The sequence below is a fragment of the Streptomyces sp. BBFR51 genome, from assembly GCF_044591655.1.
GTDB lineage: Bacteria > Actinomycetota > Actinomycetes > Streptomycetales > Streptomycetaceae > Streptomyces.
Window position 1 is genome coordinate 7271115 of the sequence record NZ_CP172448.1, and the last position, 15672, is coordinate 7286786.

At 73.0% G+C, this 15672-nt stretch carries 14 protein-coding genes; 4 read left to right on the forward strand and 10 right to left on the reverse strand.

Annotated features, from left to right (window positions below; all coding sequences use genetic code 11):
• Positions 1-84: 84 nt before the first annotated feature.
• From ACGH7X_RS32990 to ACGH7X_RS33000, 3 genes are all read right to left on the reverse strand, one after another.
• Positions 85-321 (reverse strand): hypothetical protein, encoded by a 237-nt coding sequence (locus tag ACGH7X_RS32990; RefSeq protein ID WP_399892259.1) that lies wholly within the window; start codon positions 319-321, stop codon positions 85-87.
• Positions 322-459: 138 nt separating this feature from the next.
• Positions 460-999 carry a toxin-antitoxin system, toxin component gene (locus ACGH7X_RS32995; protein ID WP_399897502.1) on the reverse strand — a complete coding sequence of 180 codons (540 nt, stop codon included), beginning with the start codon at positions 997-999 and terminating at the stop codon, positions 460-462.
• A 43-nt stretch (positions 1000-1042) separates the two neighbouring features.
• Positions 1043-1699 carry a helix-turn-helix domain-containing protein gene (locus tag ACGH7X_RS33000; RefSeq protein WP_399897505.1) on the reverse strand — a complete coding sequence of 219 codons (657 nt, stop codon included), beginning with the start codon at positions 1697-1699 and terminating at the stop codon, positions 1043-1045.
• Positions 1700-1932: 233 nt separating this feature from the next.
• Here ACGH7X_RS33000 and ACGH7X_RS33005 point away from each other — a divergent pair, with 233 nt between their 5' ends.
• Complete coding sequence (locus tag ACGH7X_RS33005; RefSeq protein WP_399892262.1) at positions 1933-2592, forward strand: hypothetical protein; 660 nt, start codon at positions 1933-1935, stop codon at positions 2590-2592.
• A gap of 58 nt (positions 2593-2650) precedes the next feature.
• On the opposite strand, the gene ACGH7X_RS33010 is transcribed toward ACGH7X_RS33005, so the two are convergent.
• Genes ACGH7X_RS33010 through ACGH7X_RS33025 form a run of 4 tightly spaced genes read right to left on the reverse strand, consistent with a single transcriptional unit; the run spans position 2651 to position 5994 of the window.
• On the reverse strand, positions 2651-3457 hold the full coding sequence (locus ACGH7X_RS33010; RefSeq protein WP_399892265.1) for an ABC transporter ATP-binding protein: 807 nt from the start codon (positions 3455-3457) through the stop codon (positions 2651-2653).
• Positions 3458-3476: 19 nt separating this feature from the next.
• A complete protein-coding gene (locus ACGH7X_RS33015) occupies positions 3477-4256 on the reverse strand; it encodes an ABC transporter permease (protein ID WP_399892268.1) in 780 nt (259 codons plus the stop codon).
• Positions 4253-5026 carry an ABC transporter permease gene (locus ACGH7X_RS33020; RefSeq protein WP_399892271.1) on the reverse strand — a complete coding sequence of 258 codons (774 nt, stop codon included), beginning with the start codon at positions 5024-5026 and terminating at the stop codon, positions 4253-4255. Before ACGH7X_RS33020 ends, ACGH7X_RS33015 begins: the two co-directional genes overlap by 4 nt.
• Positions 5023-5994, reverse strand: a complete 972-nt coding sequence (locus tag ACGH7X_RS33025; protein ID WP_399892274.1) for an ABC transporter substrate-binding protein — start codon at positions 5992-5994, stop codon at positions 5023-5025. The genes ACGH7X_RS33020 and ACGH7X_RS33025 overlap by 4 nt, the downstream gene beginning before the upstream one ends.
• Positions 5995-6241: 247 nt before the next feature.
• Here ACGH7X_RS33025 and ACGH7X_RS33030 point away from each other — a divergent pair, with 247 nt between their 5' ends.
• Positions 6242-7120 carry an IclR family transcriptional regulator C-terminal domain-containing protein gene (locus ACGH7X_RS33030; protein ID WP_399892277.1) on the forward strand — a complete coding sequence of 293 codons (879 nt, stop codon included), beginning with the start codon at positions 6242-6244 and terminating at the stop codon, positions 7118-7120.
• On the opposite strand, the gene ACGH7X_RS33035 is transcribed toward ACGH7X_RS33030, so the two are convergent.
• From ACGH7X_RS33035 to ACGH7X_RS33045, 3 genes are read right to left on the reverse strand one after another with little or no spacing between them, the layout of a single operon-like run.
• Entirely contained in the window at positions 7071-8009 is a 939-nt protein-coding gene (locus ACGH7X_RS33035) for a PDR/VanB family oxidoreductase (protein ID WP_399892280.1), read from the reverse strand. The two genes, ACGH7X_RS33030 and ACGH7X_RS33035, sit on opposite strands and share 50 nt — an antisense overlap.
• A complete protein-coding gene (locus tag ACGH7X_RS33040) occupies positions 8006-8176 on the reverse strand; it encodes a hypothetical protein (protein WP_399892283.1) in 171 nt (56 codons plus the stop codon). The genes ACGH7X_RS33035 and ACGH7X_RS33040 overlap by 4 nt, the downstream gene beginning before the upstream one ends.
• Positions 8173-9246 (reverse strand): Rieske 2Fe-2S domain-containing protein, encoded by a 1074-nt coding sequence (locus ACGH7X_RS33045; RefSeq protein WP_399892286.1) that lies wholly within the window; start codon positions 9244-9246, stop codon positions 8173-8175. The genes ACGH7X_RS33040 and ACGH7X_RS33045 overlap by 4 nt, the downstream gene beginning before the upstream one ends.
• A gap of 210 nt (positions 9247-9456) precedes the next feature.
• Between ACGH7X_RS33045 and ACGH7X_RS33050 the strand changes: the two genes are divergently transcribed.
• Both ACGH7X_RS33050 and ACGH7X_RS33055 read left to right on the forward strand, forming a co-directional pair.
• The gene (locus tag ACGH7X_RS33050; RefSeq protein WP_399892289.1) at positions 9457-10350 is read left to right on the forward strand and encodes a DUF4132 domain-containing protein; all 894 of its coding nucleotides are present in this window, start codon (positions 9457-9459) and stop codon (positions 10348-10350) included.
• A gap of 32 nt (positions 10351-10382) precedes the next feature.
• Positions 10383-15404 (forward strand): DNA-binding protein, encoded by a 5022-nt coding sequence (locus ACGH7X_RS33055; RefSeq protein WP_399892292.1) that lies wholly within the window; start codon positions 10383-10385, stop codon positions 15402-15404.
• Positions 15405-15672 lie beyond the last annotated feature (268 nt).

A 15672-nucleotide genomic window follows, 5' to 3' on the forward strand; every position in this document is an offset into this window, starting at 1 on the left:
GAACCGCGCCGTCCCGGGCGAGTGCCGAGTGCCGAGTGCCGAGCGCCGAAAGCCGAGCGGCGGGCCGGCCCGTCCCTGCTCGCGTCAGGGGCGCGGACACCAGTTCCGCAGCAGCCGGAAGAACGCCTCCTCGTTCCCGGTCAGGCCCGCGGCCTCCAGGGCCCGCTCGGCCTCGGCCAGCACGGAGGGCGGGACGACGGGCGGCCGGGGAGGATCGCCCGGACCCGCCCCGGTGTCGAAACCGGCCCGCACGGTGTGCAGGAGCCGCAGGTAGGCCTGAACGGCGGTGCGCTCGTGGTCGGTCAGTACGGCGGTGGTCATCGGTCGGCTCTCCCCACAACGACGTCAGCTCTCACGCGCCCCCGCACGGCGGTGGCACCCTCCCAGCTTGCCGTCCACCACTGACAATCCCGCCGAGCCCCGTCCCCGGGCACTGTCCGGCGCGATCCGCTCGGGCCGTCAGCCCAGGTAGCCCAGCGACGCCTCGATCCGTCCCGCCAGGTGGTCCCGCTGCACCGGCCCGCGCAGTGACGAACCGGCGAGCCAGGTACGGCACTTGCTCGCCAGCAGCAGCCCGAAGGCCTCGGCCTCCCGCTCGTCGGCGAGGTCGAAGCGGGAGCGCGCGGCCACCGTGCGCACGGTGGCGCGCAGCGCTTCCTCGTCCCGCTCCGTCCCGTCCGGGGCCGGCAGCCGGGCCGCGACCGTGGCCCCCTCGACGTCGTGCCCGCCGTGCCCGGCCTGCATGTGCCACAGCTCGTGCCCCAGGATCACCAACTGGTGTCCGGGCGCGGTGCGTTCCTCCACGACGACCAGGTCCCGGTCCGTCATGTCGAGCCACAGGCCGCTGGCGGTCCCGGGCGGGAAAGCCGCCATGCGGAAGAGCACCGGGCGGCCCCGGCGCCGGCTCATCGCCCCGCACAGCGCCGCGTACAGCTCGGTGGGCTGTGCGGGCGCGGGGAGCGTCAGTTCCCCCACCAACTCGCCGCACAGGCGGCGCATCTCCTTACCGATGGCCACGTCTCTCCCCGGGCTCACGACGGGCTCATGCTTCGGGCCGCTTGACGCTTTCCAGGAGCATGTCCAGCCACTCGGCGACCTTGTCGCGGTGCTTGTCGGTGGGCAGTTGGGCGGCCCGCCAGGCGATGCCGCGCACGCCGTGGTCCTGGAGCAGCCGCTCCAGCGGGTCGTCGGCGGCGGCGGCCGCCTCCCGCTCCCGGTCGGCGAGCTGCTGGAGCAGTTCCTGCTCGGTGTGCTGGAGGACGCCCGAGAGCGCCTCGGGGTCCTCGGCGGTGAGGAATCCGGCGTGCACCCGGAAGAAGCGCTGAATGGCGTCGCAGTGTTCCATGGTGGGACGCCGGTCGCCGTTGATGAGCGCACCCGCCTGCTGGCGCGACATGCCGGCGCCGTCGGCTATCTCCTGCTGGGTGTACTTGCGGCCGTTCGGTTTCAGCCGGGTGCGGCGCAGCAGGTCCAGGCGCTGCACGAACCGGGTCTGCACATCGGGCTCGCCCGCGGGCCGGCCGCCGAGCAGGGCCCCGACGACGGGCTCGGGGACTCCGGAGGCGGCGGACAGCCGGCCGACGTCGAAGACCTCGGTGTGCGCCACGCCGAGCCGGTCCGCGAGTGCGGCGACCCGGGCGACGAGCGCGGTCAGCACGGTGGTCGGCATGGCGCCCGGACCTTCGAAGCCACCCGTCACCGACAGCTCTCCTACGTCTCTCACAGGCCTCACAGGCTTCTCACAAGCGGTTGCCGTGAACTTTCCGGAGAGTAGCCTGCCGCTCGAACTCACATCCAGGTATCGCCACAACTGTGGCCTATTTCAGCCGTCAACAGGCACGAAATGCCACGATAGTTGACACGCCTCGCGTCGGGGCACCAGGATGCGGGACGCCGCGAGAAGGCCGCATAGGCAAGAGGGGTGACCTCCCGATGGCATTTCAGGCAGGAGGGCAGCGGCCGGTGCCGCGGCCCGCCCCCGCGACCCCCGAGGCCCAGGCCTATCTCCAGGACTACGCCGCGCTCCTGGAGGCGGTGCCGTTTCCTTCTCTCGTCGTCGACCACGGCTGGGACGTGGTGATGGTCAACGGCGCCTTCCGGACACTCTTCCAAGGCGCGGGACCGCATCCCACGGCCATGCCGGACGACAACTTCCTCAGATTCGTCCTCTTCCACCCGGACGCCGCCGAGGTCCTCGGCGAGCACGAGTCGAGCTGGTGCCTGCCCATGCTGGCGCACTTCGCCGCCGCCCTGGAGCGGTACGGCCACGACCCGGGCCTCCAGGCCGTCCGCAGGGACATCGCGCAGGACCCGATCATGGAGGCCGCCTACCGCCAGGGCCTGCCGCACTGGATCCGCGCCGTCGGCGCGCGGGCCGTCGAACACGACGGTGCCGTACGGCCGCTGCACCACCCCGACCCGCGCCGGGGCACCACCGAGTGCCGGGTCGTGGTCGAGACCCCCAGGGCGCTGGAGGAGCTGGGCTACACCCGGTTGACGCTGGTCCTGCGGGAGCCGCGCCGCGCCGCACACCGCTCGCCGCGTCCCCGCCGCACCCCCTCCCACCTCAGGGTGGTCCCGGCCGCCGAGTGACCGGCCGCGCGGCCGGCCGGGTTCAGTGGGGTGAGCGGGGCCAGTGGGGTGACCGGGTTCAGTGGGGTGGCGGCGCGTCCGTCTTGACCGGCCCGGCCGCCCCGCGTTTCGCCGCCTGGATCTGCTCGTACACATGGGTGCGCAGCTCGGCGAAGCGCGGAGCCACCCGGGTGTGCGCCTGGTCCCGCCCGCCGGGCAGGTCGACCTGGAGCTGCTCGCGCACGACGGTGGGGGAGGCGGACAGCACGATCACCCGTTCGCCCAGGTAGACGGCCTCGTCGATGTCATGGGTGACGAACAGGATCGTGATCCCGCGCTCCCGCCACAGCCGCCGCACCAGGTCCTCCAGGTCGGCGCGGGTCTGCGCGTCCACCGCCGCGAAGGGCTCGTCCATCAGCAGCACCTCGGGCTCGTACGCCAGCGCCCGCGCGATGGCCACCCGCTGCTGCATGCCGCCCGAGAGCTGCCACGGATAGGCCCCGGCGGCGTCCGCGAGCCCGACCGAGGCGAGGGCGTCGGCGACCAGCTCCCGGCGCCGCGCCCTGCTCAGGTCCTTCTGCCGCAGGGGCAGTTCCACGTTCGCCCCGACCCGCATCCACGGGAACAGGCTGCGCCCGTACTCCTGGAAGACGAACGCCATCCCCGGCGGCGGACCGGCCACCTTCCGCCCGGCCAGGAACACCTCCCCGGCCGTCGGTTCGAGCAGCCCGCCCACGCACTTCAGCAGCGTCGTCTTGCCGCAGCCCGACGGGCCGACCAGGCAGACCAGTTCACCGGCCGCCACGGTGAACGTCAGGTCGCGCACCGCCTCGACGCGCCGCCCCGATCCCTCGTACACCTTGTTCAGGCCGCGTACGTCGAGCATGGACCGCCCTTTCAGAGCGTCACCTGGTCCGCCGGGCGGCGGCGCGCAGGCCGTGGTACCAGCCGAGCGCCCGCCGCTCGACCAGCTGGAAGAGGACCGACAGGACGAAGCCGAGCAGACCGAGCAGCAGGATGCCGGTCCACATGTCGGGGATCGCGAAGGAACGCTGGAACTGCACGATGGTGAAACCGAGCCCGTTGCTGGCGGCGAACATCTCGCTGATCACCATCAGGATGATCCCGATCGACAGCGCCTGGCGCAGCCCCGCGAAGATCTGCGGGCTCGCCGAGCGCAGCACCACGTGCCGCAGCCGTGCCACGCCCGTGACGCCGTAGGAGCGGGCCGTCTCGGCCATCACCGCGTCGACCGCCCGGACCCCCTCCACCGTGTTGAGCAGCACCGGCCAGACACAGCCCGTCGCGATGACGACGATCTTCATCGTGTCGCCGATGCCCGCGAACAGCATGATCACCGGCACCAGCACCGGCGGCGGCACCGCGCGCAGGAACTCCAGCACCGGCTCGCACACCGCCCGCACCCGCCGGTAGGAGCCGATGAGCGTGCCGAGCGCGACACCGGCGACGGCCGCGAGCGCGTAGCCCGCCGCGAGCCTGAGCACGCTGGGCAGCACGTCACCGCGCCACCGCTCGCCGGTCCACACGTCGGGGAAGGTCTCCAGAATCGTGCTCAGTGGCGGCCAGTACACGTCCTCGCTGCCGGCCGAGGCCGCCCACCACACGGCCACCAGTACGGCGGGCAGCGCGAGCACGAACACCAGCCGCAGCAGCAGGCGCCTCACACCGCCACCTCCCCGCGCACCGACTGGTGCCAGGCCAGCGCCCGCCGCTCCACCGACCGGGCCCCCACGTTGATCAGCAGCCCGAGCAGACCGGCGACCACGATCAGCGCGTACATCTCGGGCACCGCCTGCGAGGTCTGCGCCACGGCGATCCGGGCGCCAAGGCCCGGAGCCCCGATGACCAGTTCGGCGGTGACGGCGAGGATCAGCGCGACGGCCGCCGCCAGCCGCACCCCGGTCATCACGTACGGCAGCGCGGTCGGCCACAGCACGTGCCGGATCCGCGCCCAGGTGCCCAGGCCGTACGACCGCGCCGTCTCCTCCGCGACCGGGTCGATGTCCTGGACGCCGTACAGGACCTGGATCAGCACCTGCCAGAAGGAGGCGTACACGACCAGGAGCAGCACCGACCGCAGCTCGGTGCCGTACATCAGCACGGCCAGCGGGATCAGCGCGACCGACGGGATCGGGCGCAGGAACTCGATCGTGGACGCCGTCGCCTCGCGCAGGTACGGCACCACGGCCAGGAGTACGCCCGCCACGATCCCGGCGCCGACCGCGATCGCCAGTCCCAGCGCCCAGCCGGTGAGGGTGTCGCCGAGCGCGCTCCAGAAGGCGCCGTCCGCGACCTCCGTGCCGAGCGCGTCGGCGATGCGGCTGGTGGGCGGGAAGTACTCCTCCTTGACCAGGCCGAGCCGCGGCACCGCCTCGCCCAGGGCGAGGAAGGCCGCGAGCCCGGCCGCGCCGAGTGCGGCGTTGGCGCCCCTCACGGCAGCAGCTTGTCCAGGTCGGGCGTCTGCTTGAACAGGCCGTCCGCCTCGCCGAGCTTCGCCAGCTCCTCGATGGCGGCACGGTTCGGCTCGGCCGGCCACTTCGGCAGGGTCACCTTCGCCAGCACGTCCGCGGGGATCTTCGTGTACGTGGTGACGATCTCGCGGACCTCGTCGGGGTGGGAATCGGCGTACGAGAGGGACTCGGCGGTGGCCTCCTGGAACTTCTTCACCATCTCCGGGTGTTCCTGCGCGTACTTGGTGGAGGTGAAGTACATGGCGACGGTGAGCTTCGGCGCGACGTCGATCATGGGGGAGGCGATCTCCCGGCCGCCCTGGCTCTTGACCGTGGCCAGCGCCGGTTCCACCACCATCGCCGCCTCGATCCGCCCGGCGTCGAGCGCGGCCGGCATCTGGTCGAAGGCCAGCTCGACCAGCTCCACCTTGTCGGGGTCGCCGCCCGCCTTGCGCACCGAGGCCCGTACCGCGGTCTCGTTGATGTTCTTCAGCGTGTTGATGGCGACCTTCTTGCCCTCCAGGTCCTTCGCCGACTTGACGGGGCTGTCGCCCTTGACGGTGAGCGCCTCGAAGTCCTTGCCCACCTCGCCGGTGGAGGCGATGCCGTTCGCCACCGCCTTCACGGGCACGTTGTTGGACTGGGCGATCATCAGCGACGTCATGTTGCTGAAGCCGAACTCGAACTGCCCGCTGACCACGCCGGGCACGATCGCCGCGCCGCCCTGCGCGCTGGAGAAGGACAGCTTCAGCCCGCGCTCCTCGAAGAAGCCCTTCTTCTGACCCAGGTACAGCGGCGCGACATCGACGATGGGGATCAGACCCACCTTGACCTCGGTGGTGCCGCCGGACGCGTCGGACCCTCCGGACCCCCCGGAGTCGTCGGACGAGCCGCACGCCGTGGCGGCGGCCAGGACGGAAACGGCCGTGAGGCCGACGAACAGACGACGCATGACTCCCCCTGTGGGACCGGACCAGGTGCTCCGACAGGCTGTGCGCAGAGAGCACGAACGTGCTCAGCGGGAACGTAGGGCCCGCGCGAGTCCGGGTCAATGCTCCTGGCGCGATGGGCCGTTGAGGATTCAACCGGGAGTCGTTGACAGTGCACGACACGCACTCATAGCGTGCGCAGCGCGTACGGTCGTTCGTACCGCACGTCCCGCCGCACCGGCCCGCCGTGCGGCTTCTGCCGGAGGCCAGATGTCCGAAGACGCAGCCCGCGCACCGTACTTCGTGAAGTCCTTCGAACGCGGCCTCGCCGTCATCCGGGCCTTCGACGCCGAGCATCCGGCACTGACCCTGAGCGAGGTCGCCCGCGCCTCGGAACTGACCCGCGCGGCGGCCCGCCGCTTCCTGCTCACCCTGGCCGACCTCGGCTACGTCCACACCGACGGCCGCCGCTTCCGCCTCACGCCGCGCGTGCTGGAACTCGGCTACTCCTACCTGGCCGGCTTCACCCTGCCGCAGATCGCCGAGCCCCATCTGGAGCAACTCGTCGCGCAGATACGGGAGTCGTCCTCGCTGTGCGTCCTGGACGGCGACGACGTCGTGTACGTCGCCCGCGTCCCGACCAGCCGCATCATGACCGCGTCGATCACCGTCGGCACACGCTTCCCGGCCCACCTGACCTCCGTGGGCCGGGTGATCCTCGCCGACCTGCCGGACGCCGAGATCGACTCCCGGCTCGCCCGCGCCGACCTGCGCCCGCACACCGCCCGGACCCTCACCTCCGCGGACGCCCTGCGCGCCGAACTGCGCCGGGTGCGCCGGCAGGGGTACGCGCTCGTCGACCAGGAACTGGAGGACGGCCTCAGGTCCGTCGCCGCGCCCGTGCGCGACCGGGACGGCGAGGTGGTGGCCGGCGTGAACATCGCGGTGCACGCCGGCCGCAACTCCCTGGACTCCGTACGCCGGGACCTGCTGCCGCACCTCCTGGCCACCGTCGCCCGGATCGACGCGGACCTGCGGATCACGGGTCCGGGGGTCACGGGTCCGGGCGTCACCGGCCCGGGGGCCGCGGGCCCGGGCGTCACAGGTCCAGCACGAGCCGCCGCCCACGACACCGGGACACGCAGATGAGCATGGTCTCCCCGGCGGCCCGCTCCTGCTCGGTGAGGACCGAGTCCCGGTGGTCGGGCTCGCCCTCGACGACCTCGGTCTCACAGGTGCCGCAGGTCCCCTCCGTGCAGGAGTAGAGCACCTCGACGCCGGCTTCGCGGACCGCGTCCAGGACGGAAACGCCGGGCGGGACGGTGACCGTACGCCCGCTGCGCGCGAGCGCGACCTCGAACTCCGTGTCCGGGCCGCCGTCCGTCACCTCCCCGGGACTGAACCGCTCCACGCGCAGGATCCCGGCCGGGCACCGCGCCTCGACGGCGTCCAGCAGCGGACCGGGCCCGCAGCAGTAGACGAGGGTGCCCTCCGGCACGTCGTCGAGCACGGAGGCGAGGTCCAGCAGCCCTGCCTCGTCCTCGGGAGCGAACGTGACCCGGTCGCCGTACCGCTCCAACTCCCCGGCGAACGCCATGCTGTTCCGCGTCCGCCCGCCGTAGAGCAGGCTCCACCGGGCGCCCGCCTCCTCGGCGGCGGCCAGCATCGGCAGCAGCGGGGTGATGCCGATGCCGCCGGCGACGAAGCGGTAGCGGGCGGCCGGCTCCAGCCGGAAGCGGTTGCGCGGGCCGCGCACCCGGACCTTGTCGCCGATCCTCAACTCCCCGTGCACGTACGCCGATCCGCCTCGCCCGGTGGCCTCGCGCAGCACGGCGATCCGCCACACCTTCCGGTCGGCCGGGTCGCCGCACAGTGAGTACTGCCGCTCCAGGTCCGGGCCGAGGACGACGTCGATGTGCGCGCCGGGCTCCCAGGCGGGCAGCGGTTCGCCCAGGGGGTGGCGCAGGTCGAGGACGAGGACGCCTTCGGCCACCGACTCCCGCCGCTCGACGACGAGTTCGGTCTCATACACGGTCATGAGCCGCTGTCTCCGAGGTCGTGTCCTTGTGGGTGGGCGAGCATCCAGTCCCACATCGCGACGGGATCCTCGGCGGTGTGCTCGGCGCCGCAGTGACAGGTGCCGTGCAGGACGTCGGTGCCGGGCACCCAGTCGATGCGGTAGACCTCGCCGGTGCGCCCGCTCACGGGGCCGCCCGCTGCACGGGCTTGTCGCCCTCCTCCACCAGCCGGGCCAGGATGCGGCGGGCCGCCAGGCCACCGGTGTCGATGTTGATGCTCAGCTCCTGGTAGCCGGTGCGCTCGGCGCCGAGTGTGCGCTGGAGCAGGTCGAGCGCGTCGACGTCCTGCATGACGACCGTGTGGTTGTTCTTCCGCAGGAACTCGGTCACCTCGGCGTCGTCCGTGGCCCAGTCCCGCGAGACGGCCCAGAAGTCGTACACCTTCCCGTCGGCGGACGGCGTGATGGCGTAGGTGATCTCGGTGTGGAAGCCGTGCGGATCGTCGCCGCCGGGCTCGGGCACCACACCGGTGGGAGCCACCCTGCTGTGCAGCAGATACAGACACGGCGCGTGGTACTCGATGTCCTGCCAGCGGTCGATGCGGCCCTGGACGCCCGTGGACTTGGCGTAGAACGGCGGGCACTCCGCGTCGTCCATGTGCCGGCTCACCCGGACGATCCCGGCGCCCTCGTCGACCTCCGTGGTGATCGGCGTCTGCGCGACCTCGGGCGTGCCGATGTAACCGCCGTGCAGATACGTCTCGTGGGAGAGGTCCAGGAGGTTGTCGACCAGCAGCCCGTAGTCGGCGTCGATCGGCTCCATGCCACGGACCGTGACCCAGCCGGGGGAGTCCAGGTGCCGGGCCCGCGGCACCGCTTCGGGGTCGGCCAGTGCCGCGTCGCCGATCCAGACCCACACCAGCGAGTCCTGCTCCACCACCGGGTAGGAGGCGACGCGTGCGGTGCGCGGGACGCGTTTCTGACCCGGCACGTACACGCAGGTGCCGGTCGTGTCGTACGTGAACCCGTGGTACCCGCACACGATCCGGTCGCCGTCGAGCCGGGTCGGCGCCTCGGAGAGCGGGTAGCGGCGGTGCACGCAGCGGTCGTGCAGGACGACCGGGCTCCCGTCCTCCTCGGTGCGGTAGAGCACGAGCGGCTCACCGAGAACCGTGCGTCCCAGCAACTCGCGCCCCACCTCGTGGCTGTAGGCGGCGACGTACCACTGGTTCCTGGCGAAGGCGGTCATGTGCGGCATCGTTGCGGCTCCCGTCCGTCGTGGGTGGTGGCATCGTCGGGCCGCGCACGGCGGGGCGGCAACGCCTCTTCCGTCTCACGGAAGGGGAGGCGACGGGAAGTGTCGGTGGGTGCCCCTAGTCTTTCGCCAACGTCACAGCGGGGCCCGCCGATCGGGGCCGCCCCACGTGCTGTGCCGGGTGTTCCGAGTGACGGGAGAGGCGAAGAGCGCATGGGTTGGCTGGCAGCGGGCGACACATACGAAGTGGCTCTGGTGGAGGGCCGGGTGGTGGCGCGGTCCGCGTCGGCGAAGTCCCCGGCCGGGCAGGACGGAGACCCGGCGCGAGAGCCGGAGAGAACCCTGCCGGCGGAGATACGCGAGCGCCCCGAAGTCGTCGAACTCCAGCGCTTCGCCGAGTGGCTGGACAGACACGCGGCCGAGTGCGCGGCACAGGTCGACACCTGGATGGTGTCCTCGCTGCCGGTGGCGACCGGGCTGCTCGCGCGGGTCTGGCCGGACGAGGCGTGGCAGGCGGCGCTGCGCGACATCGTCGTGGTCGGTGACGGACCCGGCGAGGTCGGCCTGCTGCGCGACGCGGACGACTCGTGCGCACTGCGGGTGGTGAACCTGGACGGCGAGACCATCCGTCTGGCCCCCCGCACGGTGACCATGCCCCACCCGGTCCTCCTGCCGGACCTGGAGGAACTCCGTTCCTTCGCGGCCGAGTTGGGGGTCGTCCAGGGCGTGGAACAGCTCCACCGCGCCACCTGGCTGAAGCCCGCCGACATCGATGGCGCCGCGGAGACGATCACCGAGTTCGCCGGTGCCGAGTACCGCTCGTGGTTCCACCTCTCCTCCCGTGCCACGTCCCTCGGCTACAAGATCTCCGGCAGCAGCGTCGTCGACCGGATCAGGGACGCCGGACGCATCGTCACCGCCGTGGTCGGCATGAGCGACCCCTACGCCGAGGAGAAGGCCTGGACCGGCGGCCTGAGCTGGAGCGACGAGGACGGGCACCGGAGGCTTCCACTGACCGAGGTCGGCCCGGTGGCCTGGTCCGAGGGCATGCGCATGGCCGCGGCCCTGCATGCCGGCCGCACCGTGAGCACGGACGGCACCGAGTGAACGACGCGGCGGACACCCAGGGAAGGCACGCGATGACGAGCGACGGCACGGCACGGCACGGGGCGACGGCGGAGGTGGAGGAGCTGCTGCGCGCCGGTGCGGTGCTGCCGCCGGGCACCACCGGGGGAGGCGACCGGGCCGTGCCCGTGTTCACCCGGGCCTACCGGCATCCCGGTCTGGACGGCCGGATCGTGGTGCGGCTGAGCGCTGAGGACGGGACGGTCGAGGCGGGCAACGGCTTCCTCGGACTCGAACCCGAGGGGGAGCCGGCCGAGGTCGGCGTCGGGCAGCACCGGGCCATGGGCTTCCCCGAGTGGGTGCTGGTCCGGCACCCCTCGGACGGTCACCTGGCGATGTCCCTGGTCGAGGAGATGAACAAGGTCGCACGGACGGTGCGGTCCCGGGCGAAGCGGGCCCGTGCCACCTACGAGTCGATCGGCGATCGGCTCGCCGGTTCCGTGCCGCACTTCCTGCCCACCTTCTACGAGCAGGCGGGCCGGGTGTTCCTGGCCGCCGACGAGAAGGCGTACGCGTCCCAGATGTTCGTCAACGCGCGCAAGGCCGAGACGGCACACGGGCTGCCCTTCGACGAGGCGCGCATGGACGCCGTCTTCCTGGAGTTCGCCCTCGCCGACGCCATGCCGACCAAGGTCCTCTCCAGCTATGCCAAGGGCCTGTCGTCCCGGGTCCCCGCCGCCACGGCGTTCCGGCACCTGCGCGGGCTGTTCGTCCGGCTCGCGGCGCACGGACTGGCCCCGTCGAGCCCGGGCGCGAGCGATCTGCGCCGGCTGGCGAAGGCGGTCGCGGGAAAGAAGGCCCTCGCCGAGGAGATGACCTACCTGCGCGAGGTGCTGCCGCTGCCGGGCACCGCCAAGGCACCGCCCGGCTGGTGGAAGGCCCACCGGGCCGCCCTGCTGGAACTGGCCCGGCGCGAGCCCGCCGTGCGCGGCACGCTGCTGGCGCTGCTGCCCTCGGAGTGGGAGCAGCCGGAGCTGGGGCAGTGGCTCGACCTGCTGGAGAAGTCCCGCGCCACCGCCGGACTGTGCGACGCCGCGCTGCCGGCCGAGGAGCGTTCCCCCGACGGCACGGCAGGCTGGACGCGCAGGTTCCTCGCCCTGTGCCGCACCGCCGAGCGGCGCCTCGCCCCGGCGGAGCTGTACCCCCTCGTCGACCGCATGGCCGACACCCTCCGCGCCGAACTGGACGCCGAGGGCGGCACGTTGCCGCCGCCCGTCAGCGACGTCGACCTCCTCGACCAGCTCCTGGCGCTGCGCATCCCCCTCGAGGACCCCGGGGAGCACAGGCGGTTGGGCCTCGAGCACTGGGCGGCCCGCGACCAGCGGCGCGACCTCGTCGCCCTGGAGGCCGACACCCGCTTCCGCGCGGCCTTCCGGAACGGCTGTCCCGGGTACGAACGCGAGGGCGTCGACAGACGCACCGTGACCAGACTGGCCGAGTCACCCGGCGGGCGCCCGATGCTCGCCGAATGGGTGGCCGAGGTCAGCCGCAGGTACATCACCAGCGAGTTGGGCGGTTTCACCCGCTACTCCGGCCCGTTCGAGACGCTGAAGTGGCTGCCGGGCGAGGTCCTGGCGACCGCCGAGAAGCAGGTGCGGGAAGCGCTGAGCACCGGCATGGCCCCGGCACTCGCCCGCACCCTGCGCACCGGCATCCTCGACGAACTCGGCTGGCCCGCCTGGGACGAGGCGATCGGATCCCCGGAGTCCCGCGAGGAAGCGCGGAACATCCATGTGGGAGAGGCCTGGCCGCACCTGATCGTCTTCCGCGGCGACCACGCGCGCGTGATCGGCGCGGAGGGCACGGTGCTGACCCACGAGATGCGGCTCCCGGACGGGTCGGATCGCTGGCGCGCCGACGCCCGGTACGTGGACGGCGCACTGCTCGTCTCCTGGTACTCCTACTCCACGTCCGGTTCGCACGGCTACTGGCACCACGCCGGCTCCGGCACGTCGTCACCGGTGCCGCTCGACGGCGACGTCCGCTCCTCCTACGCCTGCCACGCCGACGGAACCGGCGGGATGAACGGCATGCCCTCCGCCACCCTCCCCCTGCCGGGCGGCGGCCGGACCACCGGCCAGGGAGTGCTGCGGCGAGGCGACACCTACGTGCCCTGGAGGCAGCAGGTGATCAGTGACGGTACGTCGTACTGGATCTGGAACAGGGACTGGTCCGACAGCGCGAACACCGCCTGGTTCGCCTACGACCCGGTCGGCGGCACGCTGGGGGAGCGCGACGCGCCCGACTGGTTCGGCGAGGGGCTGCGCGGCGCGCCGGAGGGCAGCGTCCTCGAAAGTGCCTGGCTGCTGCCCGCCCCCTCCGCCGTGCCGGGGCCGGTGTGCGCCCCGGTGGACGGGCTGCTCGGCTGGCGGGTGATCACGCTGCCCGACGGCTCGCGGCGGGGCGAGGACCTGGCCGGACGCTCGGTCGTCGTGCCACCCGGAGTCGGAGGGAGCCCGGAGCACGCGCTGGTGTTCCCCGGCACCGACCTGCCCGTGACGGTGCTCCGGAGCTCGAGCGACATCCGACTGCTCGACGCCGAGGGCAGGAGCGTCGCCGAGGTCACGCACGGCCATGCGGCCGGCCCCTTCTCCGCGGGCACCCCCCTGCTGCCGCCCCTGCGTTACTGGCACCTGCTCCGGCCCCGCGACCCCGAGGGCTCCGCGGCGCTCCGCCGGGTCGACGAGGACGTCGCGGCGGCCCTGCTGGCGGCGGCCTCGGCGGAGCCCGTGGCGCAGGCGTCCGGGGACGACGCGGACGACCGGGACCCGGTGCTCGAACCGGTCCGCACCCTGCTGCCGCAGGTCGGCCACGAGGCGCTGCTCAAGGGCATCACCGGTGTGGCGCGGTACGCGGCCGAACAGCAGCGCACCCTGGACGCCGCGCTCGCACGGCTGGACTCGGCGGTCCAGGGCGACGCCCCGGAGGAACCCCGGCCCGCGCTCGGCGACCGTCTGCTCGCCTCTGCGCTGAACGGCGTCGGCCTGACCGCACGCGACGAACGCTGGTACTACGACTTCCACCACCGCCTCTTCGAACTGCCGCAACTGCTCGCCCGGTCGGCGCGGAGCCAGGCCGAACCGGCCCCCGCGGGCAGCGTGCACGTGTCCCTGGCCACGCAGGGGTCGCTGGAGCAGCTGAACGTCCTGGCCCTGCCCGAACTGCCCGCCGTACTGGCCCTGCGGGCGGCTTCGCAGGCCACGGCGGCGGAGCACCGGGAGGCACTCGACGCGTTCCTCGCCGAACTGGACGCCCACCGGCTCACGGAACTGGACCCGGGCCACTGGCGGCGCGTCCGGCTGTGTCTGGACAGCGACCTCTTCACCGGGCCCGACGCCGTGCAGGGGTACACGAGGGCGACCGTGCTCGACCTGGCCGACGGCGCGTTCCTCGCCTTCCCCGAACGGTGGTACCAGTTCGTCCACGAGTACGGCGCGCACGACGTGCCGGGCCGGCACTACGGTGCCCTCCACCACGATCCGGCCGGACGCTTCGAGACACCCGCGCCCTACACCCTGGTGTCGCAGGAGCCGTTCGTGCCGGAGCCGACGCGGGCACCCGGCTGGGCCGCCGCCTTCCGGGCCACGCTCGCGGAGCGCGGTCCGGCGCCCTGGCACCCGGCGGCCGCCGAGGAGTTCGCCCGGCTCACCGGCGTCACCCCGACCACGGCCCGGCTGGTGCTCGCCGGTATGCCGCAGATCGACGACAAGCGCCGGAGCGTGCCCTCGGCGACGCTGAAGGTCATCGGGGTGAAGGCGGCCGATGCCCGGGTGGCCAAGGACGAACTCAGGTCCCTCGACGTCGGCGCCCTGCGGGCCGTCGTGGCGGCGCTGCTGCCCACCGAGCCGTCGCGGCTGTGGACGGACGGCCCCGACGTCGCCCGCGCGGCCGAGGTCTGGAACGCGCGGCTGGGCCGGCGCACCCCCCTCCCCGAGGACGTGCTGCACGACGCGGTCCGCACCGTCGAGCCGGTCGGATGGGCACCGGCCGACGCACTGCGCGGCTTCGTGGACGTGGCCGCCGAGCCCCGGTTGACGCAGGACCTGACCTGGACCTTCGGCAGCTACTACCTCGAGCCCGCCCAGAAGACGCCCGGCTTCGACGGCAACGTCCTCAAGGGTTCGGTGGCCATGGCCGCGTGGCTCGCCCACCGGCTCCCGTCCGGCGACCCGATCCGGGCCGCCCTGCCCGGCGTCCTGACCGCGCTGCGCGACCGGCTGGCCCGCCCCGGCCTGCTGCTCGCCCTCGACCGGCGGGGGGTCGACTGGGAGGCCTTCCGGCGGGCCGCGGGCGAACCCACGGAGACCGGCGAGGACTTCGTCCGCCACGGCGCGGTTCTGCTGGGCACCGAGGGGCCCGACCCGGTCCCCGCCGTCCGGCCGGCGCTGCTGGACGCGACCGGTCACGACCCCCACCTGGCGGCGCTGTTCACCGGTGAGCGGCCGAACGCCCAGGAGACCGCGCTGCGTCTGGTCCACGACCGGCCGTTCGCCGAACTGCTCGCCGACCCGGGGAACCCGATGGCCGGCGAACGCGACGAGAACGGACTGTGGTGGCCCCAGGACCCCGCACGCTCCGTGCCCGGCCTGGTCGGCGAGGTGGCCAAGCGGTACGGCATCGGCGAGGACGCCGCCGTCCTCTACCTGATGCTGCTCGCCATGCCGGATCCCACCGACCGCAACACCGCACGCTGGACCGGCTGGGCCGCACAGCGCGGCGGGACGGCACGGCTCCGGGCGGCCCGGGCCGAACTCGCCGCCACCGACCTGGTGGTCGAGGGCAGCCGCTCCAAGGCCGGACGCTCACTCTTCCTGCCCTGCGGCTGGACCCAGCTCCCCAACCCGCACCTCCCGCTGGAGCGGTGGAAGCTGCCGCTGTACGACCTCCTCGACGGCGAGAACCCCGTCCTGGGCGCCGTCGTCCCGTTCCGGCCGGTCGCCGGTCTCTACCGCGAGGCCTGGCAGCGCGTCCTGGACGGGGACGAGCCGCGACTGGACGAACTGGAGGTGCCGCGACCGCGCAAGCGCCGGCGCTGAGTCCGCCACTGGAGGGGACGGCCGCCGCGTGCGGCGAGCCGTGCCCGCAGTCTGGCGACGGGCATGCCGGAGATCAGCTTGCGGAACCGCTTCTGGCGGCCGTGCTTCTCACCGACCCTCTGAGCCGGTACCGGCAGCGTCCCCTCGCGGAACCAGCGATACGCGGTCTGAGGATGCACGCCCTGCGTCGGCCCTCGAGGCACACATGCGCTCGGTCGTCGCCGCGGTCGTCGGTACCTTCCGCCCGCCTGACCTGTCCGGTGAGGGG

Coding starts and splice junctions, on each gene's coding strand:
- ACGH7X_RS32990 (WP_399892259.1), bottom strand. CDS start 321: ATGACCACCGCCGTACTGACCGACCACGAGCGCACCGCCGTTCAGGCC.
- ACGH7X_RS32995 (WP_399897502.1), bottom strand. CDS start 999: ATGCGCCGCCTGTGCGGCGAGTTGGTGGGGGAACTGACGCTCCCCGCG.
- ACGH7X_RS33005 (WP_399892262.1), top strand. CDS start 1,933: ATGGCATTTCAGGCAGGAGGGCAGCGGCCGGTGCCGCGGCCCGCCCCC.
- ACGH7X_RS33010 (WP_399892265.1), bottom strand. CDS start 3,457: ATGCTCGACGTACGCGGCCTGAACAAGGTGTACGAGGGATCGGGGCGG.
- ACGH7X_RS33025 (WP_399892274.1), bottom strand. CDS start 5,994: ATGCGTCGTCTGTTCGTCGGCCTCACGGCCGTTTCCGTCCTGGCCGCC.
- ACGH7X_RS33030 (WP_399892277.1), top strand. CDS start 6,242: ATGTCCGAAGACGCAGCCCGCGCACCGTACTTCGTGAAGTCCTTCGAA.
- ACGH7X_RS33035 (WP_399892280.1), bottom strand. CDS start 8,009: ATGACCGTGTATGAGACCGAACTCGTCGTCGAGCGGCGGGAGTCGGTG.
- ACGH7X_RS33045 (WP_399892286.1), bottom strand. CDS start 9,246: ATGCCGCACATGACCGCCTTCGCCAGGAACCAGTGGTACGTCGCCGCC.
- ACGH7X_RS33050 (WP_399892289.1), top strand. CDS start 9,457: ATGGGTTGGCTGGCAGCGGGCGACACATACGAAGTGGCTCTGGTGGAG.
- ACGH7X_RS33055 (WP_399892292.1), top strand. CDS start 10,383: ATGACGAGCGACGGCACGGCACGGCACGGGGCGACGGCGGAGGTGGAG.